Raw genomic sequence first — 22,623 nt, 5'->3', positions numbered from 1 at the left:
TGCCCCGGGGTTAGTCGAAACGCGGTCCGTATCGTACTTTCCAGGGAGGAGCCCCGCGGCTCCTCCTTTTGCTTTTCGACCACTGCCCGATCCGTGCGGACACCATGGCTCACGATCCGACCTCCATCCCCGCGGTGCAGCCGCTGGATTCGCACAACCGGCGGCTGCTGGAGAACGTCCATCCCACCACGTGGACCAATCCCACGCCGCCGAAGGGCGGCTACCACCTCGTGGTCGTCGGCGCGGGGACGGCGGGGCTGGTGACCGCCGCCATCGGCGCGGCGGTCGGCGCGCGGGTGGCGCTCATCGAGCGTGCCTTGATGGGGGGCGACTGCCTGAACGTGGGCTGCGTTCCGTCGAAGGCCCTGCTCGCGGCGGCCAAATCGTGGCACGCGGCGCGGGAGGCGGCGGAGCGGTACGGCGGTCCCGCGGCGGGCGGGGATGGCGATTTCGGCGCGGTGATGGAGCGCATGCGCCGCATCCGCGCCGACCTCAGTCCCGTGGACGGCGCCGCGCGCTTCCGCGACCAGATCGGTGTCGACGTGTACCTGGGCGATGGGCGCTTCGTGTCCAACGACGCCGTGGAGGTGGATGGAAAGCGCCTGCGCTTTCACCGCGCCGTGATCGCCACCGGCGGACGCGCTGCGGTTCCGGACGTTCACGGGCTGGCGGATTCCGGCTATCTCACCAACGAAACCTTCTACTCGCTCACCGAGCGCCCCGAGCACCTGGCCATCCTCGGCGGCGGACCGATCGGGTGCGAGATGGCGCAGGCCGTCGTGCGCCTGGGCGGGCGTGTGACCCTCATCGAGTCCGGCGAGCGCCTGCTGAAGAACGACGATCCCGACGCCGGCGAAGTGGTCGCGTCCGCGCTCCGGCGGGACGACGTCAAGGTCCTGCTGGGTGCGCGCGTGAAGTCGGTGCGGGCGGACGGGGCGGGGAAGACCCTGCGGATTTCGCACGAAGGCGCAGTGCGGACGATGGCGGCTTCGCACCTGCTGGTGGCCGCCGGACGCGCGCCGAACGTGGAAGGACTGGGGCTGGAGCAGGCCGGCGTGGGAGTCGATGAGCACGGCGTGGCGGTGGATGAGCGGATGCGCACCTCCAACCCGCGCGTCTACGCCATCGGCGACGTAGCATCCAAGTTCAAGTTCACCCACGCGGCCGACGCGCACGCGCGAATGGTGGTGCGCAACGCCCTCTTCTTCGGGCGCGGCAAGGTCGCGGACCTGGTGATCCCCTGGTGCACCTACACCTCGCCCGAGGTGGCGCACGTGGGCATTTCTCCCGACGAGGTTCGGCAGCGCGGCGACCACGTGCAGACCATCACCATCCAGATGGAGGAGGTGGACCGGGCGCGGCTGGAAGGCACCACGGAGGGATTCTTCCGCGTCCACCTGAAGGCGGGTTCTGACACCATCCTGGGCGCCACCCTCGTGGGCGAGCACGCCGGCGATCTCATCACGCAGGTGACGCAGGCGATGACGGCGGGGATCGGGCTGGGGAAGCTGGGCGAGGTGATCTACCCGTATCCCACCACGGCCGAAGTCATCCGCAAGGCGGCGGACGCCTGGCGCCGCGGCAAGCTGACGCCTACGGCCAAGAAGGCGTTCGGAATCTTCTTCAAGCTGGTGAAGTGACCGCCGCCCGCCGCCACGTGGGCGGCGGGCGGCGGATTTTCCCTGACCATCCCCCGAACCTGTGGATCACAGGTTCGCCAGCACCCAGTCGGTCATCATGGTGAACAGGTGCGCGCTGGTGGGCCCGCCCGAGATGGAGTGGTTGCGGTTGGGGTAGGCCATGAAGGTGAACTGCTTGCCCGCGGCCTGCAGCGCGTTGGCGAGCCGCACGCTGTTCTGAAAATGCACGTTGTCGTCGCCCGTGCCGTGCACCAGCAGCAGCTTGCCGCGCAGGTTGGCGGCCTCGCCCACAGGGCTGCGGCGGTACCCCTCGGGGTTTTCCTGCGGGGTGCGCATGAAGCGCTCGGTGTAGATGGTGTCGTACAGCCCCCAGTCGGCCACGGGAGCCACCGACACGCCGGCCTTGAAGGGCGAACCCGGCTGCATCATGCTGAACGCCGTCATGAAGCCGCCGTAGCTCCACCCCCAGATGCCGATGCGCTGCGCGTCGACGTACGGCTGCCGCGCCAGCCACTGGGCCGCGGCGACCTGGTCGGCCGCCTCGTGCTCGCCCAGCCGCAGGTACGTCACCTTCTTGAAGTCGCGCCCGCGCCCGCCCGTGCCGCGGTTGTCGACGCTGACCACCAGGTAGCCGTTCTGGGCCATCACCTGGTGCCACAGGTACCGGTTGCCGCCCCAGGCGTCCGTCGCCGTCTGCGAGCCCGGCCCGCCGTACACGTACATCAGCACCGGGTACTTCTTCGACGGATCGAAGTTGGCCGGGCGGATGATGGTCGCGTTCAGCATCGCCCCGTCGGCCCCGGGCACCTGGATGAACTCGGGCTTGCGGATGGCCAGCGCCTCCAGCGTCTGCCGCACGCGGGCGTTGTCGGCCAGGGTGCGCACGTGCGCGCCGTCCGGCCGCCGCAGCGAGATGACGGGCGGCACGCCGGCCTGGGAGTGGAAGTCCAGCCAGTAGGTGCCCGCCGGGCTCAGCGCGGCCACGTGCGTCCCCCGCTCGCGGCTCACCTGCTGCACGCCGCCGCGCCCGTTCAGCCGCACGCGGTACACGTGCCGCTCGGTGGGCCCTTCCTCCGTGGCGCCGAAGTACACCCAGCCGTTCTTCTCGTCGATCCCCAGGACGCTGGTGACCTCCCAGTCGCCGCGCGTCAGCTGGCGGGCCAGCGAGCCATCGCGGTTGTACACGTACAGGTGGTTGAAGCCGTCGCGCTCGCTCGTCCACAGGAACTGGCGCCCGCCGTTCAGCCAGCGGAAGTCGTCGCCCACGTCCACCCAGGCGCTGTCGGTTTCGGTGAACAGCACGCGGCTGCGCCCCGTCCCGGCGTCGGCCACCATCACGTCCAGGCGGTTCTGGATGCGGTTGGTGCGCTGGATGACGATCTCCGACGGCGAGGCCGCCCACTCCATCCGCGCCAGCAGCACCGACGGGTCGCTCCCCGTGTCCATCCACCGCGTCTCGCCGCCCTCCGCGCTCACCACGCCGATGCGGGCGATGGGGTTGGGGGTGCCCGCCTTGGGATAGCGAAGCGCCACCGGCTGCGCGTACAGGCTGTCCGTCTCCTGCATCATGTAGAAGGTGCGCACGGGAGACTGGTCGATGCGCCAGTAGGCGATGCGCCGCCCGTCGGGGCTCCACCGCCAGCCGTCCTGCAGCCCCAGCTCCTCCTCGTATACCCAGTCGAAGGTGCCGTTGATGATCTGCTCGCCGCCATCGCGCGTCAGCCGCGTCTCGCGCCCGGTGGCCAGGTCGGTGACGAAGAGGTCGTTGTCGCGAACGAAGCCCACCTTGCCGCCGTCGGGCGAGAACTTGGCGAACTGCTGCCAGCCGGCGGCGGTGGAGACGGGCGTCAGCCGGCGCGCGGCGACGTCCCACACGTAGAAGGTGCCCTTGGTGTTGGCGCGCCAGACGGGCTGGCTGTTGGTGTACACCAGCAGCTTGCGCTCGTCGTCGGACCACTGGTAGTCCTCGATGTCGATGGCTTCGCCCGCCCCCGCGGGCACCAGCGCGTCGGCGTCCACGATCACGGACCGGGTCCCGGTGGCGGCGTCCTCCACCATCAGGTCGCCGTCGGCGCCCACGAAGGTGAAGCGCTGGCCGTCGTTCATCCACTGCACCGCCGGCAGCGACTGCAGGCGGAACTCGGGCGAGGCGAAGATGCGCTCGACGGAAAGCCGCGACGGGTCCTGCCGCTGCGCGGGCGACGCCTGCGGCACGGCCGTGGACAGCGCCAGCACGGCCAGCAGCGCGCGGCGGGTGACGAGAGTGTGTGACATGGTTCGTGTTGGATGTCGGGACGCGCGCCGCAGTACGGAAGGCGCCGCGGGCAATGGCGATACTGGCGATTGATACGGGACGGCGCCAGTGCGGGTTCCCTCGCGTCCCTGTTGTCGCGCCGCCCGCACGGAGTATCTTGCGTGCTCCGGCTTCCGATCCTCCGCCACACAGCATCCGCCACCCCGCACATGAGCGTACCGCATGCGGCGCCGCACGCCGCGCCCGCAGACCACGACACCGGCACCTTCGTCGACGAGCTCCCGCGCAGGCTGGGCATCTGGAGCGCGGCGGCGGTGCTGGTGGGCTCCACCATCGGCAGCGGCATCTTTCGCGTGCCCGCCCCCGTGGCCGAACGGGTGGGCACGCTGGGCGCCTTTTCACTGATCTGGATCGTCGGCGCGCTGGTGGCGCTGATGGGCGCGCTGACCATCGCCGAGCTGGCGGCCATGTTCCCGCGCTCGGGGGGCGTCTACGTCTTCCTGCGCGAGGCGTACGGGCCGCTCCCCGCGTTCCTCTTCGGCTGGACGGAGCTGCTGGTGATCCGCCCCTCGGCGCTGGGGGCCATCGCCATGATCTTCGCCGAGTACGCGGGGCGGATGTTCGGCTACGGGCCGGGGTGGGTGCGGTGGGTGGCGGCCGGCGCCATCCTGCTGCTGGGGCTGGCCAACATCCGCTCGGTGAAGTGGGGCTCGATCGTCCAGAACCTGAGCACGGGCGCCAAGGTGATCGCCATCGTGGGGCTGGCCTTCGCCGCGTTCCTGCTGGGGGACGGCGGCGGCGGCGCGCTGGCCAGCCCCAACGGCCTGGCGCCTACCTCGTGGGTGGGCTTCGGCCTGGCGCTGGTGTCGGTGATGTGGGCGTACGACGGCTGGGCGGACCTCACCTTCATGGCGGGCGAGGTGAAGGACCCGGGCCGCACCATGCCGCGCGCCATCATCGGCGGAGTGCTGGCGGTGGCGGCCATCTACCTGACCATCGTGGCCGGCTACCTGTACGCGATGACGATGCCCGAGATGGCCAAGAGCACGCTGGTGGCCTCGGACGTGGCGCAGAAGGTCTTTGGGCCGGTGGGCGCCTCGGTGGTGGCGGGGATGGTGATGATCTCCACCTTCGGCGCCCTGAACGGGTCCACGATGACGGGGCCGCGCATCCTGTACGCGATGGCGGCGGACGGCAACTTCTTCAGCCCCATCGCGGCGGTGCACCCCCGGTGGAAGACGCCGTACGCGGCCATCGGGCTGGCCGCCAGCCTGGGGATCGCGTACGTGCTGGGGCGCAGCTTCCAGCAGCTGGCCGATTCGTTCGTGCTGGGGATCTGGCCCTTCTACGCGCTGAGCGTGCTGGCCGTGTTTCGCCTGCGCCGCACCCGGCCGGACCTGCCGCGGCCCTACCGCACGGCAGGGTATCCCGTGGTGCCGGTGCTGTTCCTGGTGGGCGCCTGCGGCATGCTGCTGAACTCGGCCATCAACGACACCGCCAACTCGGCGCTGGGCTTCGGAATCATCCTGCTGGGCATCCCCGCGTACTACCTGTGGCGCGCCGTGTCGAAGGCCTGAGCGGCTCCCGGCGCGCAACTTGCGGCGCCGCGGCGCGCCATTTTCAGGGCGGAGCGAGCGGAACCTTTCGGAACGGGCAGGCTATCAGGGCCGGAAGCACCGTGCGGAGCGCGCCCGGGAGAAAAGATTGACTTTGGACGCCTTGCGGCCTACATTGACCTGTTATGAGACATCATTTCCGGGGGGATACAAACCGCTCCGCGTGAATTGAGAGCAGCGAGCCTCGCACACCACCGGGGCTCGCTGCTCTCGTCATTTTACCCAAAGGACGAGCCACATGTTCTTGAGCTCACGGGCCCTGGATTCGTTCGACCAGTACCTGCAGGACGTCGAGAAATATCCCCTGATCGACGATCCCGCCGAGGAGCGCGCCCTTGCCCACCGGGCGCGCGCTGGAGACAAGCAGGCCGCCGAGCGTCTCGTGACGGCGAACCTCCGTTTCGTGATCTCCTACGTGAAGAAGTACCAGGGCCGCGGCCTTGGGCTGGCCGAGCTGGTGTGCATCGGCAACGAGGGACTCCTGAAGGCCGTGAAGAAGTTCGATCCGGACAAGGGGGTGAAGTTCATCTCGTACGCCGTCTGGTGGATCCGCCAGACCGTGCTGCAGGCCCTGGCCGAGCAGACGCGGTCGGTGCGCATTCCGCTCAACCAGAACAGCAACCTGGTGCGCCTGTCGCGCGTGGAGACGGCCCTTACGCAGCAGCTGGGCCGCTCGCCGACCGACGAGGAGATCGCCGACGACATGGGCGAGCCGGTGGACACCATTCGCGCCCTGCGCCGCGTGGCCGCCAGCGAGCTTTCGCTCGACGCCCCGCTGGACCGCGGCGACCGTGACAGCGCCAGCTTCGGCGAGCGCTTCGCGGGCAGCGAGGCCGAGCAGATCGAGGAAGAGGTAGAGTCGCAGGCGCGGCGCGAGTTCCTGGAAAAGATGTTCGAGAAGTACCTCACCGAGCGCGAGCGCAAGATCCTGTACCTGTACTACGGGCTCGACGAGGGCGAGGAGCGCACGCTCGAGGAGATCGGCTCCATGCTGGGCGTCACGCGCGAGCGCATCCGCCAGATCCGCAACCGCGCGTTCGAGAAGCTGCGCGAAAGCGCGGACGGCGCGGCCCTCGAGGGGTTCTGGGCGTTGTCGTAAGACCATGGCCGCCGGGCTCCACGGCCCGGCAGGTTCCCCCAAAAGAGAGGGGTGGAGACGGGTTCCGTCTCCACCCCTCTCTTTTTCTGCCTGAGGCCGAACGCACCTGCGCGCCTGAGGCGCATTCGGCCCGCCCCGCCCGCCCCACTCCCTCGCCCGCCCCCGTCCGCGCCCGCGGACCTCCCGCCCTCCGTCGAAGCCCCGACGCGCTCCCTCTTTCCCCGTTCACGCCCGCGCGGGAGTGCGGGTGTGAATGCCCTTGACGGAATATTCAACGGAGGTTATGTTGCCCATGAGCTTCGAAGTGGAGTATACGGACGAGTTCGGCGGGTGGTGGGACGGCCTGTCCGAGCGGGAGCAGGACTCGGTGGCCGCGTCGGTGGGCCTGCTGGAGCAGAAAGGCCCACACCTGCCGTTTCCGCACAGCAGCAGCGTTCGGGGATCGCGCTACAGCCACATGCGCGAGCTTCGGGTGCAGCACGAGGGGCGGCCGTACCGGGTGTTGTACGCCTTCGATCCGCGTCGCGTCGCCATTCTCCTGATCGGGGGCGACAAGACGGGCGACGGGCGCTGGTACCAGCGGTTCATTCCCGTGGCCGAGGCGCTGTACGACGAGCACCTGGACGAAGTCGCGGCAGAACTCGAAGGAATTTGACCATCAACGCGGGAGCACGTCATGGCCAAGAAGTTCCGAGACCTGATGGCGGACTGGAGCCCGGAGCGGATCGCCTCCGTCGAGGCCGAAGCCGCCCGCATGCTGCGTGAGATGCCTCTACACGAGTTGCGGCACGCCCGTAACCTGACGCAGCAGGAACTCGCGTCTACGTTGCGGACGACGCAGGCCAGCATCTCCAAGCTGGAGCGCCGCACCGACGTGTACGTCAGCACGTTGCGGCGGTACATCCGCGGAATGGGCGGTGAACTGGAGATCATCGCCCGGTTTCCCGACGGGGCCGTGCGCCTGGAGCAGTTTTCCGAACCCGGCGCGGACGGGCACGACCACGACGACGTGCCGTTCGGGCTTCCGGAACCCGTGGTAGCCGGGCGGCGCGCGCGGCGCTAATCTGTCGGCCCGTTTCGTCGTCCCTGAACACCAGATTTCAGACGCATCGCATGCCTGACCAGTTCTCAGCCCGAGTCCGCGCCGACTTCCCCGTGTTCGAGCGGCGCATCGGCGGGCGGCCCATCGCCTTCTTCGACGGGCCGGGCGGAAGCCAGGTGCCCCGGCAGGTAGCCGACGCCATGAGCGACTACCTGCTGATGCACAACGCCAACACGCACGGGGTGTTCGCCACCAGCGCCGAGACGGACGCCATCCTCACCGGCGCCCGCGAGGCGATGGCGGCGTTCCTGAACGCGCCCTCGCCGCGCGAGGTGGTGTTCGGGCAGAACATGACCACGCTCACCTTCGCGCTTTCGCGTGCCCTGGGCCGCGACTGGGGCCCGGGCGACGAGGTGATCGTCACGCAGCTGGACCACCAGGCCAACGTGGCCCCCTGGCGGCTGATGGCCGAGGACCGCGGGATGACGGTGCACGTGGTGCCCTTCTGCACCAAGACGTACGCGCTGGACTACGACGCGCTGGCCGGGCTGCTTTCGCCCCGGACGCGGCTGGTGGCCGTGGGCGCGGCCTCCAACGCCATCGGCACGGTGAACGACGTGGCGCGCGTGGCGGCGATGGCGCGCGAGGCGGGGGCGCTGTGCTTCGTGGATGCCGTGCACTTCGCGCCGCACCGGCTCCCCGACGTGCAGGCCATCGGCTGCGACTTCCTGGCGTGCTCGGCCTACAAGTTCTTCGGGCCGCACCTGGGCATCCTGTGGGGGCGCACCGAGCACCTGGAGCGGCTGACCCCGTACAAGGTGCCGCCCGCCAGCAACGCGGCGCCGGAGCGGTGGGAAACGGGGACGATGAACCACGAGGGGATCGCGGCGACCGCGGCGACGGTGGAGTGGATCGCCTCGCTGGCGCCGGAGCAGGGCGGCAGCCTGCGCGACCGGCTGCGGAGCGCATACGCGGCCTTCCACGCGCACGAGCAGGCGCTGTTCGCGCGGCTGTACGCGGGGCTCACCGCCATCCCCGGCGTGCGGGTGCACGGGCCGGGCGCGGACGGGGAGCGGACGGCGACGGCGGGGTTCGTGATCGACGGGGTGTCGCCGGACGAGGCGGCGCGGGCGCTGGGCGAGGAGGGCGTGTTCGTGTGGAACGGCGACTTCTACGCGACGACGGTCTGCGACGCGCTGGGCCTTTCGGATTGCGGGGGGCTGATCCGCGCGGGCGTGGCGCCGTACGTTACCGAGGACGACGTGGACCGGCTGGTGGACGGCGTGCGGCGTCTGGCCGGCGGCTGACGCCGATGCCGCGGCGCGACGAGGCGGTTCCGTTCCGGTGGGACGTGTCTCGCCGCGAGCAGCTGGGGCGGCTTCCGGAGGCGCCGCTGCCCTCGCCGTCCTGGCCCCCGCCGGTGCGGTTCCGGACGCTGTTTCCGGAGGTGCGCTCCTGCGCCGCCCGCGTGATGGCGCGCGCGGGAAATGCGCGGCTCGTGTTCGTGGGGCGGTCGCCAGAGAACCTGTTCGACTACTTGACCGGCGTCCTGGCCGACACGGTGTGGTGCGACCGCTGCGAGCTGCTGGTGGTGTCGCTGCGGTGGAACGACGACCGCGCGCACCGCGAGGCGCGCGAGGCGTTCCGCGCGCAATTGCGTGCCGTGGGGCTGGCACCCGGAGCGATCGCAACGGCGCCGCAGCCGGTGTGCTTCGTAGACATGGTGGCGTCGGGAACCACGTTCGGGCGGCTGTCGGATGAACTGGCCGCGTGGGGACGCGACGAGGGCGTGGACGTGAACGCAGTCCGCCGGCGCGTGCGCTTCGTCGGGATCACCGAGCGGGGGAAGAACAGCCCCAACGCGTGGCGGTGGTTCCAGCGGGTGCCGTGGCGCGTCGACTACCCCCGAAGCGCGTTGCGGGGGGTGTCGGTGCCGTACTGGTTCTGGCGCGAGCTGGGCGACTGGCAGGAAAAGACGGTGCCTTCGCACTACTGGTATCCCTGGGGGACGGACGCGATGCACCCGCCGATCCGCCATCCGGAACACCTGCGGGCGCTGCGCATCGCCGTGAAGCTGCACGAGCGCGGCCGCATGCGCGAGGAAAGGGAGCGATTCTGCGCAGAGCTGGTCGAGCGGCCGGAAATGCGCGAGCCCTGGCTGCGTTCGCTCGTGGTGCAGATCCGCGCACGCTGAGGCGGGGAAACTTCGCCTCACACGGAGGGCACGGGGGACACGGAGGAGGCTTTCCTCCGTGCCTTCCGTGCCCTCTAGCCGTTCAGGTCAGGTGCACGGCGTGCCGAGGGGCGGAACGGGCTGGTCCACGCGAGGCCGCGCCGGGCGGTTGGCTACTTCCACGCCGATGTCGGCGATCAGCTGCGTCACGCGCGCCAGCTTGTCGTAGTCGATCAGGTGGGCCTCGTCCTGCGGCTTGTGATACTGGTCGTGGAGCCCCGTGGTGAAGAAGGTCACCGGGATGCCGTACCGCGCGTAGTTGTAGTGGTCCGACCGGCAGTAGATGCGCTCCGGGTGGTTGGGCGCGTCGAACGAGTAGTCGAAGGCGAAAGGCCGCGCCTGCGTGCGGTTCACCGCCTCCACCAGCTCGCCCAGCTCGGTGGAAAGCCGCCGGGAGCCCACCAGGTACACCGAGTCCGGCGTGTTGCGGCCGATCATGTCGATGTTCAGCTGCGCGACGATGGACTCGCGCGGCACCGTGGGCGTGCGCGTGAACGCCTCCGAACCCAGCAGGCCCTTCTCTTCGGCCGTGTGCCAGACGAAGAGAACGGAGCGCGCGGGCGGCTGCCGCACCAGGCGCTCGGCGATCTCCAGCATGGCCACCGTGCCGCTGCCATCGTCGTCGGCCCCGTTGTAGATGGAGTCTCCATCCACCGGCTGGCCGATGCCGTCGTGGTCGTAGTGCGAGCCGATGGCCACGTACTCGCCCCGCCGCGCCGCGTCGGCGCCGGGGAGCACGCCTACGACGTTGAACGCCTGGATGGGCGAGCTGGTGCGGCGGAGGGCGTAGCGGAACGCGCCCAGGTCGGCCATGGGGCGGGTGGCCTGCGCCAGCGGCCGGCCGATCATCCGCTCCGCGCCCGCCGGGTTCGTGAGGAATACCGTGGGCAGCGCGCCCGCGGCGGGCGCGGCGGTGTCCGGGGGAGAGACGCTGCCGTTGCGGGCCACCCCCTGCGCGTACGCCCAGAACTGCTCCAGGTCTCCCTCGGCGATCATGATCACGCCGGCCAGCGGCGACCCGGGGCCCAGCAGCGCGCCCACGTTGTAGCGCGGCTGTCCCGGCTGCGCGCCGGGCGCCACGCCCATCCGCAGGATCAGCACGCCGCCGCGCATCTGCTCCGGCGTCAATTCCTCCGCGGCGGGAACGGAGGGGTCCACGATCCATCCGCCGTACAGCAACCTCCCCTCCGCCTGCTGGCGGGTGTTGGCGGGCAGCCCGCCGGTGCCGCTGACGGCGACGATCACGTCCGCGCCCAGCGCGCGTCCGCCGAGGCTCACGTCGGCGTCCGCGCGCATTCGGACCAGCGGCACCGCGTTGAACCAGGTGCCGCCGTCGCCCGCGGGGCGCAGTCCCAGCCGTGTCATCTCCGCCACCAGGTAGTCGGCCGCCTTGCGGATGCCGGGCGTGCCCACGTCGCGGCCCTCCATGCTGTCGTGCGCCACGATCTCCATCCGGTGGCGCAGGTCGGCCGCGGTGATGGCGGTTCCGGTAGGGGTCGCGGGGCCGGGCATCGGCGCCGGGCCGGTCGCGGGCCCGGCGCAGGCGGCCAGCGCGGCGGCGAGGGCCGGGGCGGCGGCGCGAAGGGAGGTTCTGCTCACGTGAATCTCTGCTGCGGGTGGAAAGCCCCGATGCGATGCGCCTCTGAGCCTTCCGCAAGCTCTCCCGCGTGGACGGCATGCGCAAGGAAGGAAACGGACGAGGGCCCGCCTGGAACGCTCCCGGGCGGGCCCTCGTCGGCGTGCGGAAGCGGTCAGGGGCGCGTCCACACGTTGTTCTGGCGGTCCACGTCGGGAAAGGCGTTCTCGGCGTCGATCTCCACCCGCACGATGGGCGACGCGGCCGCGGCGGGAAAGGCCAACGTCGCCGTCTTGCGGCCGGACAGCCACTCCTCCACCGGCACCTCCAGCGTTTGCGTCGCCCCGTCCTGGCGGGTGATGGTGACGCGCGCCGGCATGGGTGCCAGCCCCCGGTCCTCGATGACGACCACGGCGCCGCTCCCCGACTCCGTCACGCTGGCGACGGCCTGGTCCAGCGTCCACGTCTCGTAGAACCAGGTGCGCCAGAACCAGTCCAGGTCCTCGCCCGCCACTTCCTCGACCGTGTTGAAGAAGTCCCACGGGTAGGGATGCTTGAACTTCCAGCGGTCGTGGAAGGTCGTCCAGGCGCGGTTGAACGTCTGCTCGCCCAGCAGCCCGCGCAGCGTGGCGAAGACGGCGGCCGGCTTGGGGTACGACGCCGTGCCGAACGCCGCGGAGGTGTAGTGGAAGTCGCTGCGCCGCATGATCTCGCCCTCGGCGCCGGCGCGGGCCGTGCCCAGGTACGACGCGCGATCCTCCAGCTCGGGGGTGGTCCCCGGAAAGGTGTCCCTGCGGGCCTGGGCCTCGTGGAAGGTGGTCATCCCCTCGTCCATCCACGAATAGCGGCGCTCGTCGACGTTCACGATCATCGGCACCCACATGTGCGCCAGCTCGTGCGCCGTCACCGCGTACAGCGCCGAGTCGCCCTGCGCCGTGTATCCGCCGATCAGCGTCATCATGGGGTACTCCATCCCCCCGCCGATGATGCCCTGTCCCTCCACCGCCGTCATGTGCGGCCAGGGATAGGGCACGCCCGTGTAGCCGGAAAGAAAGCGGATGGAGTGCTGCTCGTACCGCGCCACGTGGCGCCAGCGGGGCGCGCTGGGGCGCCAGAAGGCATGGATGGCCGCGTGGTCCGCGCGCCCGTCGCCGTTGCGGTCGCCCACGGAGGTGCGGGTGGCGTCCCAGTTGGACTCGCGGGTGACGCTGAACGCGGCGTCGCGCACGCTGTCGGCGCGGAAGCGCCAGGTGAGCACGCCCCCCTGGCCGGGCTGCGTGGCCCGCCCGAAGTCTGCCTGCGTCAGCACGTGCACCACGGTGTCGCTCTGGACGCCCGCGCGGTAGCGGGCCAGGACGGCCGGGGCCAGCACCTCCTGCGGGTTCTGCAGCGCGCCCGTGCCGAACACCACCCACTGCGCGGGCGCCTCGACGGTGATGTCGTAGCTGCCGAAGTCGGCGTAGAACTCGGCCGTGCCGCGGAAGGGGTCCGGGTGCCATCCCACCACGTCGTCGTACACGGCCATCGCCGGATACCAGTACGCGAAGAAGAACAGGTTGTCGGCGTCCCACCCCATGCGGCCGCCGGCGCCCTCCTTGGGAACGGTGAAGCTCCAGTCCACCTCGATTCGCGCCGTGGCGCCCGGCTGCACCGGCGCCGCGGGGGTCACCACCATCCGCGTGCCGTTCACCACGTAGCGCGCGCCCTGGGTTCCGCCCGCGGACAGCGCCTGGCCGCCCACGGCGACGCGGGTGAGGGTGACGCCGCCGGTCACCTCGGCCGGCTCGTTGCGCACCACGCCCGGCGCGTGGTGGTTCATCGTCAGGTCCACGTGCAGCTGCGCGAGCGCGTCGGGCGAGTTGTTGGTGTAGGTGATCACCTGGCTCCCCTCCAGCCGCTTCTGCGCGGGGAGCACGCGAGCGCGGATGGCGTAGTCGGCGCGGTTCTGCCAGTACCGAGCGCCCGGCGCACCCGTCGGGGTGCGGGTGCCGCGGTCCACGGCGCGCTGGTGCCCGGCGGGCGGGGTGACGGGGTAGGGGATGGGGCGCTCCAGGCGGCCCGTCACGGGCGCCGGGCCCACCACCGGCCCCGCCTGCGGAGTGCACGCCGCCAGGGACAGCGCGGCGAAAAGCGCTGGGGACCAACGCGTCATCGATGTTCCTCCGGTTGAGGGTTGCCGGGCAAGCTAGGGCGGCGCTGGGGCGCTCGGCAACCGGCCGGGCGCGCTTGCCGGGGCGGGGCGGGGGCGGCTAGCTTGCGGCCCTCCGGTCCCAGCCGTACCCACCAGGCAGGCCATGCGCAGGATCCTGATCGCTCTCGCCCTCGCGGCGCTTCCCTCCGCCACGCGCGCGCAATCCACGCGCGGCGACGTCTCGCAGCTGCTGACGCAGGCCGCTGGCGAGGCGCGGCAGAAGGGCCATGCCTCCGAGGCACGCGTGGAGTGCCGGACGGCGCTGTGCGATTTCGGCGTGAAGGTACTGGCGCGATGAAGCCGTTCCTGATCGGCATCGCGGGCGGAACGGGGTCGGGCAAGACCACCGTGGCGCGGCGGATCTACGATTCGCTGCACCTGGACTCGGCCGTTTTCATCGACCACGACTCGTACTACAGGGACCTGTCGCACCTTTCGCTCGAGGAGCGGGCCGGCGTCAACTTCGACCACCCGAACTCGCTGAACAACGACCTGCTGATCGCGCACCTGACGGACCTGGTGGAGGGGCGCGCCATCGACAAGCCGGTGTACGACTTCGCCCGCCACACGCCAGCCCCGGAAACCATCCGCACCCACCCGCGCGGCGTGATCCTGGTGGACGGCATCCTGCTGTTCGCCGAGCCGCGCCTGCGCGAGATGTTCGACCTGCGCATCTTCGTCGACACCGACGCCGACGTGCGCTTCATCCGGCGCCTGCGCCGCGACCTGGAAGAGCGCGGCCGCTCGCTGGACTCGGTGATCGAGCAGTACCTGACCACCGTGCGCCCCATGCACTTCGAGTTCGTGGAGCCCTCCAAGCGCTACGCCGACGTCATCATCCCCCGCGGCGGGCAGAACCGCGCGGGGATCGACGTGGTGGCCGCGCGCATCCGCGAGCGCCTGGCCGAGAAGGCGCGCGACCAGGCCGCGTCCGAGCCGTAGGCCGGGGAACAGATGGCGCCGCGGGACCTTGCGCCATTTGCCGCCACCGGCGAGTTTTGGCGGACGGTCCTGCTGCTCGCCTGGGTAGCAGACTGATGAAACCCCGCCGCACTCTCCTCGCATGACACGCTCTCGCATCATCTTCGCACCGCGCACCATCGTGGGCGCCCTGCTGAAGCTCTCCGTCGTCGCCGCCCTCCTGCTCCTGGTTTCGCCCGCGCTGCGCACGCGCGCCGCGCCGCACGTGGAGCCGCTGGTGAACCCCATCCGCCGGATCACCGTCGGGGACCGCGTCAACAACCTGGCGCGGCTGGTGGAAAAGGAGATCCACCGCACGGGCGAGGCGCCGCAGCCGCGCGACCTGGCCGGCATCCTCAAGCGGATGTACCCCGGCCGCGACGACGCCACGCTGGATCCCTGGGGCAGCCGCTTCCTGCTGCGCCGCCGCGCCGGCTCGTTCCACGTGCTTTCCACCGGCCCCGACCGCCGCCAGGGCACGTCCGACGACATCGTGTCGGACCCGCTCCCCATCCCCGACTAACGACCGAGCTTCAGGCGCCAGTGACCGCGGAGCGGAGGCGGCCGCGAGGTGGAGAACGGGCCGGCTCCCCGCGCGGGAGCCGGCCCGTCCTTCGTCTGACACGCGTCGAAAGCCTGTCGCGGAGGGTGTGATGGCATCGGACGATCGATCCCGCGCCCTGGCCGGAACTGGCGCCCGCTAGCGACGGGCCCACCGGCTAGCCTATACTGTTCCGCATGCCTGCGCGCGATCCGCACGATCTGCCTGTACCACCGCGGCCGCGGGAAGGTGGGCCGTCGATGCTCGACCTGGTCCGCCTCAGCCGGGACGCGGTCTTCCCGCCCGGCGGCGAGGAGCTGTACCGGCAGATCGGCCGGCTGACGGAGCTCGGCGCCGGCCACGAGGTGATCGACGCGGCCTGCGGGCGGGGCATCAGCTCGCTCTTCCTGGCCCAGACGTTCGGGTGCGCCGGGGTGGGCATCGACCCCGACCAGGTGCTGGTGGACCAGGCCGAGGGGCGGGCGCGCGACAGCGGGGTGCATGGGCGCTTCACCTTCGAAACCGCGGCGCTCGACGACCTGCCGTTCAAGGACGGCACCTTCGACGTGGCCATCGGCGAGATCGGCCTGGCCGCCGAGGCCGATCCCGCGCGCGCCGTCCGCGAGCTGGCGCGCGTGGTGAAGCCGCACGGCTGCGTGGTGCTGGTGCAGCTGATCTGGACGGGGCACGTGGACCCCGCCCGCCGCGAGATCCTGGTGCAGCACCTGGGCGCGCGGCCCATGATCCTGGTGGAGTGGAAGCAGCTGCTGCGCGACGCCGGGGTGGTGGACCTGACGGTGGAGGACTGGTCCGACGCCCCGTCACCCTTCCGGCCGTCCGCGGGCGGGCCCTTTCCCGACTTCGCCGAGATCTTTTCGGCGCGCGAACGGTTCGACATCCTCCGCCGCGCGTTCCGGCGCTGGGGATGGAGCGGGGTGCGAGGCGCCGTGCTGCGCGAGCGCGAAATCCACCGGCTGCTCACCCGGGAACGGGTGCTGGGGCTTTCGCTGATCAAGGGAACCAAGTGGCCGGCCCCGGATGCGCCGGCCGCCACAACCTGAACGAGACCCGAGATGGCCGTCGTCGAAGCAACCGTGCAGCTGAGCCGCGAAACCGTAGACCGCGTGCGCGAAGAGCTGCGCGCCCTGAAGGTGGACGGCTGGCTGCTCTTCAACTTCCTGGGCAGCAACCCCATCGCCGGCGAGCTGCTGGGCCTCCCCGCGATGACCCGGCGCTACTTCGTGTGGATCCCGGCCGAAGGCGAGCCCGTGGCGCTCACCCACCGCATCGAGCAGCAGCCGTGGACGGGGTGGATCGGCGAGAACTGGCCGTACTCGTCGTGGCGGGAGCTGGAGAGCCGCCTGGCGCAGCTGCTGGCCGGCAATCCCCGCGTGGCGATGGAGTACGCCCCGGGCGACGCCGTTCCGTACGTGGACCGCGTTCCGGGCGGCGTCATCGAGATGGTGCGCGCCACCGGCGCCGAGGTGGTGACCTCCGCCGACCTGGTGAGCGCCTTCTACGCCCGCTGGACGCCGGAGGGTTTGGCCAGCCACCACCGCGCCGCGACGGTCGTGTACGAGACGGCGCACACCGCCTTCCGCATGATCGCCGACGCCATCCGCCACGATAAGCGCATCACCGAGTGGGAGGTGCGGCGGTGGATCGCCGACGAGTTCGCCCGCCGCGGCATCGTCGTGGGCGCCGACTCCATCGTGGGCGTCAACGGCAACGCGGCCAACCCGCACTACGCGCCGTCGGCGGACAAGCACTCGGAGATCAAGCGCGGCGACCTGGTGCTGATCGACCTGTACGGCAAGGAAGGGGGCGCGGAGGCCATCTACGCCGACCAGACGTGGATGGGCTACGCGGGCGAGCAGGTTCCCGAGCGCATCGCCGAGATCTTCGCCGCCGTGCGCGACGCACGGCTGGCCGCCATCGACCTGGTCCGCCGCCGCTGGGACGCGGGCGCGCCGGTCGCCGGCTACGAGGCCGACGACGCGTCGCGGAACGTGATCGTCGAGCGGGGCTGGGGCGACGCGTTCATCCACCGCACGGGGCACTCCATCGACCGGCAGCTCCACGGCTCGGGACCCAACATCGACAACCTGGAATCGCGCGACACCCGCCGGCTGATCACGGGCATCGGGTTCTCCGTCGAGCCGGGGATCTATCTTCCGGGCGATGTCGGCTTCCGTTCGGAGGTGGACGTGTACATGGGGCCGGACGGGCCCGAGGTCACCACGCCCGAGCCGCAGACCGAGGTGTACGCCCTGCTTTCGGATCCGCGCTTCGCCTGATGCCGCCCGATCCCATTCCGCTCCGGCGGCGGGCCCCGGCGCACGGGCTCACCCTGCTGGCCGTGGTCCCGGCGCCGGCGGAGGAAGGCGCGTGGGAGCCGGCGGACCCCGCGTTCGGATCGGAGCTGGTGGGGGAAGGCGACCTGGCCGCGCTGGTGGCCCCGGCGCCCGCGCCCGGAGCGGACGCGGCACCGGAGCACGTGACGGCCCGGCACTGGGAGGTGCACCGGGCACTGCTGCGCGGCGACGTGGCTCCGGCGCCGGTGGGCATCGTGTTCGACTCGGCCGACGACGTACGGGCGTTCCTGGCCGAGTCGCACGCGGCGCTGCACGGCGCGCTGGACCGGGTGGCGGGCCGGTGGGAGTTTCGCCTTCACGTGGGCGTGACGGAGCAGGGGCTGGCGCGGCAGATGGCGCTGGACCTGTCCACGCACATTTACGCCGAGCTGCGCCGCATCTCGGCCGGGGCGATGACGCTGGCGCCGGCCGCGGGCGGTGTGCTCAGCGCGGCGTTCCTGGTGGAGCGGTCGGCGTCGGTCGCCTTCCAGGACCGCGCCGAGGTGCTCGGCCACCTGAACGGCGCGCTGGCCCTGGACCTGACCGGCCCCTGGCCCGCGTACGACTTCGTGCACATGCACGCGGTGACGACGAGTGCGTGAGTGCGTGAGTGCGGGAATCTGCGGGAATCTGCGGGAATCTGCGGGAATCTGCGGGAATCTGCGGGAATCTGCGGGATCACGAACTGGACAGCGGACCCGCCGATGAGCCTGTCATCCTGAGGCCCAGGCGCACTGCACGCGCCCGTGGCAGACACTTCGCGGGCCGAAGGATCTAGCCGCGGACACGTACAAGGTCGGGCGCGGCAGCGGTCACGAAACCCGAGGCCTCGGCTGCCGTGGGGCCCTCACCCGTCCGCGCTGACACGCGTCCACCCTCTCCCACAAACAGCGTGGGAGAGGGGGTACACTTCGGATGTGGATGTGGGCAGGCAGGCCCGGCGCTCGGGCTGGCGCCCCCCATCCCCAACCCTTCCCCCGCAAACTGCGCGGGGGAAGGGAGCCAGTCGAGTGCGCGGACCCAGCCGAAGCGCAATCGAATTCTCCCTTTCCCCTGCGAAGCGGGGGAGAGGGCCGGGGAGAGGGGGCTCCGCGGCATGCACCGGCAGCCCGTCGAACCCCGCGCGAAGTTCTCCCCTCTCCCGGCGCAGTTTGCCGGGGGAGGGGCAAGGGGAGGGGCCCACCGCGGCATGCACCGGCAGCCAGCCTCATCCGGCACGACGTTCTCCCCTCTCCCGCGCGGTTTGCGGGGGAGGGGCCGGGGGGGGGAACCACCACACGACCGAGAGCCGAATGAAGCTGGACTTCGAGATCGTCGAGCTGAACACGAAGCACGCGTTCAACATCGCGCGCGAAAAGGCGCCACCCTCGCGCCGGCTCGTCTGGGTGCGCATCCGCGACGAGGACGGCATCGAAGGCTGGGGCGAGGCGTCGCCCCAGCCGTTCTACGGCGAGACGGCGGACACGGTGCTCGCCGTCCTCCCCCGCCTGGCCGACGCGCTTCAATCCGCCTCCGGCGGCGACCCGTTCGCGCTGGAAACGGTGGACGAGGTACTTCACCACGCGCTGGCGCACCACGGCTCGGCCCGCGTCGCCATCTCGTGCGCGCTGCACGACCTGGTCGGCAAGAAGCTGGACGTGCCCGTGTGGAAGCTGTGGGGGCTGAACCCCGCCGCCGCGCCGAAGTCGTCGTTCACCATCGGCATCGACGAGCTGGCCGTCATGCGGGCCAAGGTGCGCGAGGCGGCGGGCTATCCCATCCTCAAGATCAAGGTGGGCACGCCGCACGACCGCGAGATCCTGGCGATGATCCGCGAAGAGGCCCCGGCTGCGGTGATCCGCGTGGACGCCAACACCGGCTGGACGGCCAAGCAGACCATCTCCGCCATGCCCATGCTGCAGGAGTTCGGCGTGGAGTTCGTGGAGCAGCCGCTCCCCGCGCACGACTTGGCCGGCCTGAAGCTGGTGCGCGAGAACTCGCCGCTCCCCATCATCGCCGACGAGTCGGTGGAGACCGCGGCGGATGTGGCGAAGCTGGCGGGCGTGGTGGACGGGGTGAACATCAAGCTGTCCAAGTGCGGCAGCCTGCGCGAGGCCATCCGCATCGTCCACGCGGCGCGGGCGCACGGGATGAGCGTGATGCTCGGCTGCATGGTCGAATCGACGCTGGGCATCGCCGCCGCCATCCAACTCACGCCGCTGGTGGACTACGCGGACCTGGATGGAGCCGCGCTCCTCGCATCGGACCCGTTCCGCGGCCCGGGGCTGGAGGCGGACGGAACGCTGCGATTCAACACCGAGCCGGGACTGGGAGTCACGCGCTAAGTTGTTCGTCGAAGTCGCCCTGCCGCTTCCCCTTCCGCGCACGTTCACGTACGCGGTTCCGCCCGAGTTGCGCGATGCCGCGCGGCCGGGCGCGCGCGTGCTGGTGCCGTTCGCCAACAAGGAAAAGATCGGCTGGATCGACCGCGTGGCTGACGAGCCGCAGCGCGCGGACCGGATCAAGCCGGTCACCGCCGTCCTCGACACGACACCGTCCGCCACGCCCACCGTCCTGCGCCTGAGCCGGTGGATCGCCGAGTACTACCTGGCGCCCCTGGGCCAGGTGCTCCGCACCGCGCTCCCCGCCGGCCTGGCGGACTCGTCCACCGACTTCATCGTCCTGGCCAGCGACCCCGGCGACGAGGGGCTGACGCAGCACGAGGCGAAGCTGGTCGACTTCCTCCGCGGGCGCGAGGGGCCGCAGCCCGTCGCCCGCGTTCGCCGCGAGCTGGGCGAGCGTGCGTCCTGGCCCATCATCCGGCGGCTGGAGGAGCAGGGAATCCTCCGCGTAGAAACCGAGGCCCCCCGCGAGCAGCCGCCCGTCCGCACCCGCCGGATGCTGGCGATCGCCCGCGTGCTGCCGACGCTGCTGGCGCGGGAGGAGGCGTTCGGCCGGGCGAAGCGCCAGCGCGAGGCGTACGAGGTGATCGAAGGGCTGGGCGGCCGGGTGGAGGCGGCCCACCTGACCGGCCAGCTGGGATTCACCACCGAGATCGTCCGGCATCTGGTGAAGAAGGAGCTGCTCGCGGTGGAGGAGGAGGAGGTCTCCCGCGACCCCTACGCGCAGATCCCGGACGGCGTCGCCCCGCGGCTGAGGCCGACGGAAGCGCAGGCCGGTGTGATCGTGCACCTGCAGCACGCGTCCCGAACCGCCACGCCCGGGACGTTCCTGCTGCGCGGGGTGACGGGATCGGGCAAGACGCTCGTCTACATCGAGCTGCTGCGCGAGGTGGTGGACCGGCAGGGGAAGACCGCGATCGTCCTGGTGCCCGAGATCGCCCTGACGCCGCAGACCGTGGGGCGCTTCAAGGCCGTGTTCGGCGACCGCGTGGCCGTGCTCCACTCCGCCCTTTCCGACGGCGAGCGGTACGACGAGTGGCGCTCGCTGCACTCGGGGGAAAAGCGGATCGTCGTGGGCGCCCGCTCCGCCGTGTTCGCGCCCATGGAAAACGTGGGCGCCATCATCGTCGACGAGGAGCACGAGGGCTCGTACAAGCAGGGCGAGGCGCCGCGCTACCACGCCCGGGAGGTGGCCGTCGTCCGGGCAGCCATCGAGGGCGCGGTCTGCCTGCTGGGCTCGGCCACGCCGGCGCTGGAAAGCTGGGCGAACGCGAAGGCAGGCAAGTACACGCTGCTGGAGCTTCCCCACCGGGTCGGCGGGCAGCCGCTGCCGCCCATCCGCATCGTCGACCTGCGCAAGGAGCGAGAAAAGATCAAGAAGACCACGGGCCCCCTCCAGGAGCCGTCACCCGTGGTCGTTTCCGACGTGCTGGCCGAGGCCGTCCGCGAGCGCATCCGCAAGCAGGAGCAGACCATCCTGCTGCTCAACCGGCGCGGGTACGCCACCTTCGTGCAGTGCCGCGAGTGCGGGCTGGTGTGGCACTGCCCGCACTGCAACGTGTCGCTGACGTACCACCGCAAGCGCCACCGGCTGACCTGCCACTACTGTCTTCACGAAGAGCCCGCGCCCAAGCACTGCCCCTCGTGCGGGTCGGACGAGCTGAGCTTCAAGGGCGTGGGGACGGAGCAGGTGGAGCGCGCCGTCGAGGAGGCCTTCCCCTCCGCCCGCATCGCGCGGATGGACGTGGACACCACCGGCGGAAAGTGGGCGCACCACGACATCCTGGGGCGGGTGGAGCGGGGCGAGGTCGACATCCTGTTGGGCACGCAGATGATCGCCAAGGGGCTCGACTTTCCCAACGTCACCCTGGTGGGGGTGATCAACGCCGACACGGGGATCAACCTTCCCGACTTTCGCGCCACCGAGCGCACGTTCCAGCTGCTGACGCAGGTGGCGGGGCGCGCCGGGCGTGGGCCCAAGGGGGGCGACGTCTTCATCCAGACGGCGCTGCCCAACCACTACGCCATCATTTCCGCCACGGAGCACGACTTCGTCGGCTTCGCCGAAAAGGAGTTCGACACCCGCCGCGACCCCGCCTATCCGCCGTTCTCGCGGCTGATCAACGTCGTCGTCAGCGGGGTAGACGAACAGCTCACGCAGGAAGCCGCCGTCGCCGCCGCCGACTGGATGTCGGGGCTGCTCACCGCGCGCAAGGTGGCGGACGTCGTGCTAGTGGGCCCGGCGCCGTGCCCCATCGACCGCATCCGCACCCGCTGGCGCTGGCACTTCATCCTGCGCTCGCCCAATGCCAAGGTGCTGGGACAGGTCGGGCGCTATTTCTACGAGAAGTACCGGATTCCCGCCAACAAGGCCGACCTTCGCATCGCATTGGACCGCGATCCCGTCGCGCTGCTGTAACGGGGATTTGCGTCGCGTCCCGCAACTATTTGAGGCTCTTCGGGTTACGGAGGATGGGTGCGGAACATGGCTCATCCGATGCGATTCGTGTGCACGATGGCGGCTTCCACAACATGTGGTACTCCGCCTTGACGAATGCCCCACCCGTGGCAATCATTAGAGTGGGCGCACTGGATCGTGCGGCCAACTTCCGGAGGGATGTCGTGCGGAGGGCGGGGCAAGGACGTGCGGGGGCTCGTGAGTGAGCCCGGCCTGCACGCCCCGGACGCCTGCTTGTTTTCGTCGCACGATCCTTGATCATCCACCATCCAGCCGAT

Annotated in this window: 18 protein-coding genes; 15 read left to right on the top strand and 3 right to left on the bottom strand. The window is 70.8% G+C overall.

Annotated features, from left to right (window positions below; all coding sequences use genetic code 11):
• The first annotated feature begins 104 nt into the window (after positions 1 to 104).
• Positions 105 to 1,640 carry a mercuric reductase gene (locus tag VF632_RS06085; RefSeq protein ID WP_331021971.1) on the top strand — a complete coding sequence of 512 codons (1,536 nt, stop codon included), beginning with the start codon at positions 105 to 107 and terminating at the stop codon, positions 1,638 to 1,640.
• Between the two features lie 66 nt (positions 1,641 to 1,706).
• Here VF632_RS06085 and VF632_RS06080 read toward each other — a convergent pair whose 3' ends face one another.
• Positions 1,707 to 3,914, bottom strand: a complete 2,208-nt coding sequence (locus VF632_RS06080; RefSeq protein ID WP_331021970.1) for a S9 family peptidase — start codon at positions 3,912 to 3,914, stop codon at positions 1,707 to 1,709.
• Positions 3,915 to 4,103: 189 nt separating this feature from the next.
• Here VF632_RS06080 and VF632_RS06075 point away from each other — a divergent pair, with 189 nt between their 5' ends.
• The 6 genes from VF632_RS06075 (at position 4,104) to VF632_RS06050 (ending at position 9,845) form a co-directional block, all read left to right on the top strand.
• Positions 4,104 to 5,471 carry an APC family permease gene (locus tag VF632_RS06075; protein ID WP_331021969.1) on the top strand — a complete coding sequence of 456 codons (1,368 nt, stop codon included), beginning with the start codon at positions 4,104 to 4,106 and terminating at the stop codon, positions 5,469 to 5,471.
• A 277-nt stretch (positions 5,472 to 5,748) separates the two neighbouring features.
• Positions 5,749 to 6,609 carry an RNA polymerase sigma factor RpoD/SigA gene (locus VF632_RS06070; protein ID WP_331021968.1) on the top strand — a complete coding sequence of 287 codons (861 nt, stop codon included), beginning with the start codon at positions 5,749 to 5,751 and terminating at the stop codon, positions 6,607 to 6,609.
• A 292-nt stretch (positions 6,610 to 6,901) separates the two neighbouring features.
• Positions 6,902 to 7,264, top strand: coding sequence for a type II toxin-antitoxin system RelE/ParE family toxin (locus VF632_RS06065; RefSeq protein WP_331021967.1), 363 nt, complete (start codon positions 6,902 to 6,904; stop codon positions 7,262 to 7,264).
• Positions 7,265 to 7,285: 21 nt separating this feature from the next.
• Positions 7,286 to 7,672 carry an XRE family transcriptional regulator gene (locus VF632_RS06060; RefSeq protein WP_331021966.1) on the top strand — a complete coding sequence of 129 codons (387 nt, stop codon included), beginning with the start codon at positions 7,286 to 7,288 and terminating at the stop codon, positions 7,670 to 7,672.
• A 50-nt stretch (positions 7,673 to 7,722) separates the two neighbouring features.
• Positions 7,723 to 8,958, top strand: coding sequence for a cysteine desulfurase-like protein (locus tag VF632_RS06055; protein ID WP_331021965.1), 1,236 nt, complete (start codon positions 7,723 to 7,725; stop codon positions 8,956 to 8,958).
• A gap of 5 nt (positions 8,959 to 8,963) precedes the next feature.
• Entirely contained in the window at positions 8,964 to 9,845 is an 882-nt protein-coding gene (locus tag VF632_RS06050) for a hypothetical protein (protein WP_331021964.1), read from the top strand.
• 87 nt (positions 9,846 to 9,932) lie between these two features.
• Here VF632_RS06050 and VF632_RS06045 read toward each other — a convergent pair whose 3' ends face one another.
• Together VF632_RS06045 and VF632_RS06040 are read right to left on the bottom strand one after the other, a co-directional pair.
• Complete coding sequence (locus tag VF632_RS06045; protein ID WP_331021963.1) at positions 9,933 to 11,483, bottom strand: M28 family metallopeptidase; 1,551 nt, start codon at positions 11,481 to 11,483, stop codon at positions 9,933 to 9,935.
• 152 nt (positions 11,484 to 11,635) lie between these two features.
• Positions 11,636 to 13,612: a M1 family metallopeptidase gene (locus VF632_RS06040; RefSeq protein ID WP_331021962.1), complete on the bottom strand. Its 1,977-nt coding sequence runs from the start codon at positions 13,610 to 13,612 to the stop codon at positions 11,636 to 11,638.
• Positions 13,613 to 13,754: 142 nt separating this feature from the next.
• Here VF632_RS06040 and VF632_RS06035 point away from each other — a divergent pair, with 142 nt between their 5' ends.
• The 8 genes from VF632_RS06035 to priA all read left to right on the top strand — a co-directional run bounded on the left by VF632_RS06035 (position 13,755) and on the right by priA (position 22,306).
• Positions 13,755 to 13,949 carry a hypothetical protein gene (locus VF632_RS06035; protein ID WP_331021961.1) on the top strand — a complete coding sequence of 65 codons (195 nt, stop codon included), beginning with the start codon at positions 13,755 to 13,757 and terminating at the stop codon, positions 13,947 to 13,949.
• The gene (gene udk / locus VF632_RS06030; protein ID WP_331021960.1) at positions 13,946 to 14,593 is read left to right on the top strand and encodes a uridine kinase; all 648 of its coding nucleotides are present in this window, start codon (positions 13,946 to 13,948) and stop codon (positions 14,591 to 14,593) included. The genes VF632_RS06035 and udk overlap by 4 nt, the downstream gene beginning before the upstream one ends.
• Positions 14,594 to 14,714: 121 nt before the next feature.
• Positions 14,715 to 15,134, top strand: coding sequence for a hypothetical protein (locus VF632_RS06025; RefSeq protein WP_331021959.1), 420 nt, complete (start codon positions 14,715 to 14,717; stop codon positions 15,132 to 15,134).
• A 278-nt stretch (positions 15,135 to 15,412) separates the two neighbouring features.
• Positions 15,413 to 16,213 (top strand): class I SAM-dependent methyltransferase, encoded by an 801-nt coding sequence (locus VF632_RS06020; protein WP_331021958.1) that lies wholly within the window; start codon positions 15,413 to 15,415, stop codon positions 16,211 to 16,213.
• A 12-nt stretch (positions 16,214 to 16,225) separates the two neighbouring features.
• Entirely contained in the window at positions 16,226 to 17,449 is a 1,224-nt protein-coding gene (locus VF632_RS06015; RefSeq protein WP_331021957.1) for a Xaa-Pro peptidase family protein, read from the top strand.
• On the top strand, positions 17,449 to 18,108 hold the full coding sequence (locus tag VF632_RS06010) for a GvpL/GvpF family gas vesicle protein (protein WP_331021956.1): 660 nt from the start codon (positions 17,449 to 17,451) through the stop codon (positions 18,106 to 18,108). Before VF632_RS06015 ends, VF632_RS06010 begins: the two co-directional genes overlap by 1 nt.
• 690 nt (positions 18,109 to 18,798) lie before the next feature.
• Positions 18,799 to 19,830 carry a dipeptide epimerase gene (locus tag VF632_RS06005; protein WP_331021955.1) on the top strand — a complete coding sequence of 344 codons (1,032 nt, stop codon included), beginning with the start codon at positions 18,799 to 18,801 and terminating at the stop codon, positions 19,828 to 19,830.
• Position 19,831: 1 nt separating this feature from the next.
• On the top strand, positions 19,832 to 22,306 hold the full coding sequence (gene priA / locus VF632_RS06000) for a primosomal protein N' (RefSeq protein WP_331021954.1): 2,475 nt from the start codon (positions 19,832 to 19,834) through the stop codon (positions 22,304 to 22,306).
• Positions 22,307 to 22,623 lie beyond the last annotated feature (317 nt).

This window comes from Longimicrobium sp., assembly GCF_036388275.1.
GTDB lineage: Bacteria > Gemmatimonadota > Gemmatimonadetes > Longimicrobiales > Longimicrobiaceae > Longimicrobium.
This window is presented reverse-complemented; position numbering and strand designations above follow the sequence as displayed.

Coding starts and splice junctions, on each gene's coding strand:
- VF632_RS06085 (WP_331021971.1), top strand. CDS start 105: ATGGCTCACGATCCGACCTCCATCCCCGCGGTGCAGCCGCTGGATTCG.
- VF632_RS06080 (WP_331021970.1), bottom strand. CDS start 3,914: ATGTCACACACTCTCGTCACCCGCCGCGCGCTGCTGGCCGTGCTGGCG.
- VF632_RS06075 (WP_331021969.1), top strand. CDS start 4,104: ATGAGCGTACCGCATGCGGCGCCGCACGCCGCGCCCGCAGACCACGAC.
- VF632_RS06070 (WP_331021968.1), top strand. CDS start 5,749: ATGTTCTTGAGCTCACGGGCCCTGGATTCGTTCGACCAGTACCTGCAG.
- VF632_RS06065 (WP_331021967.1), top strand. CDS start 6,902: ATGAGCTTCGAAGTGGAGTATACGGACGAGTTCGGCGGGTGGTGGGAC.
- VF632_RS06060 (WP_331021966.1), top strand. CDS start 7,286: ATGGCCAAGAAGTTCCGAGACCTGATGGCGGACTGGAGCCCGGAGCGG.
- VF632_RS06055 (WP_331021965.1), top strand. CDS start 7,723: ATGCCTGACCAGTTCTCAGCCCGAGTCCGCGCCGACTTCCCCGTGTTC.
- VF632_RS06050 (WP_331021964.1), top strand. CDS start 8,964: ATGCCGCGGCGCGACGAGGCGGTTCCGTTCCGGTGGGACGTGTCTCGC.
- VF632_RS06040 (WP_331021962.1), bottom strand. CDS start 13,612: ATGACGCGTTGGTCCCCAGCGCTTTTCGCCGCGCTGTCCCTGGCGGCG.
- VF632_RS06035 (WP_331021961.1), top strand. CDS start 13,755: ATGCGCAGGATCCTGATCGCTCTCGCCCTCGCGGCGCTTCCCTCCGCC.
- udk (WP_331021960.1), top strand. CDS start 13,946: ATGAAGCCGTTCCTGATCGGCATCGCGGGCGGAACGGGGTCGGGCAAG.
- VF632_RS06025 (WP_331021959.1), top strand. CDS start 14,715: ATGACACGCTCTCGCATCATCTTCGCACCGCGCACCATCGTGGGCGCC.
- VF632_RS06020 (WP_331021958.1), top strand. CDS start 15,413: ATGCTCGACCTGGTCCGCCTCAGCCGGGACGCGGTCTTCCCGCCCGGC.
- VF632_RS06015 (WP_331021957.1), top strand. CDS start 16,226: ATGGCCGTCGTCGAAGCAACCGTGCAGCTGAGCCGCGAAACCGTAGAC.
- VF632_RS06010 (WP_331021956.1), top strand. CDS start 17,449: ATGCCGCCCGATCCCATTCCGCTCCGGCGGCGGGCCCCGGCGCACGGG.
- VF632_RS06005 (WP_331021955.1), top strand. CDS start 18,799: ATGAAGCTGGACTTCGAGATCGTCGAGCTGAACACGAAGCACGCGTTC.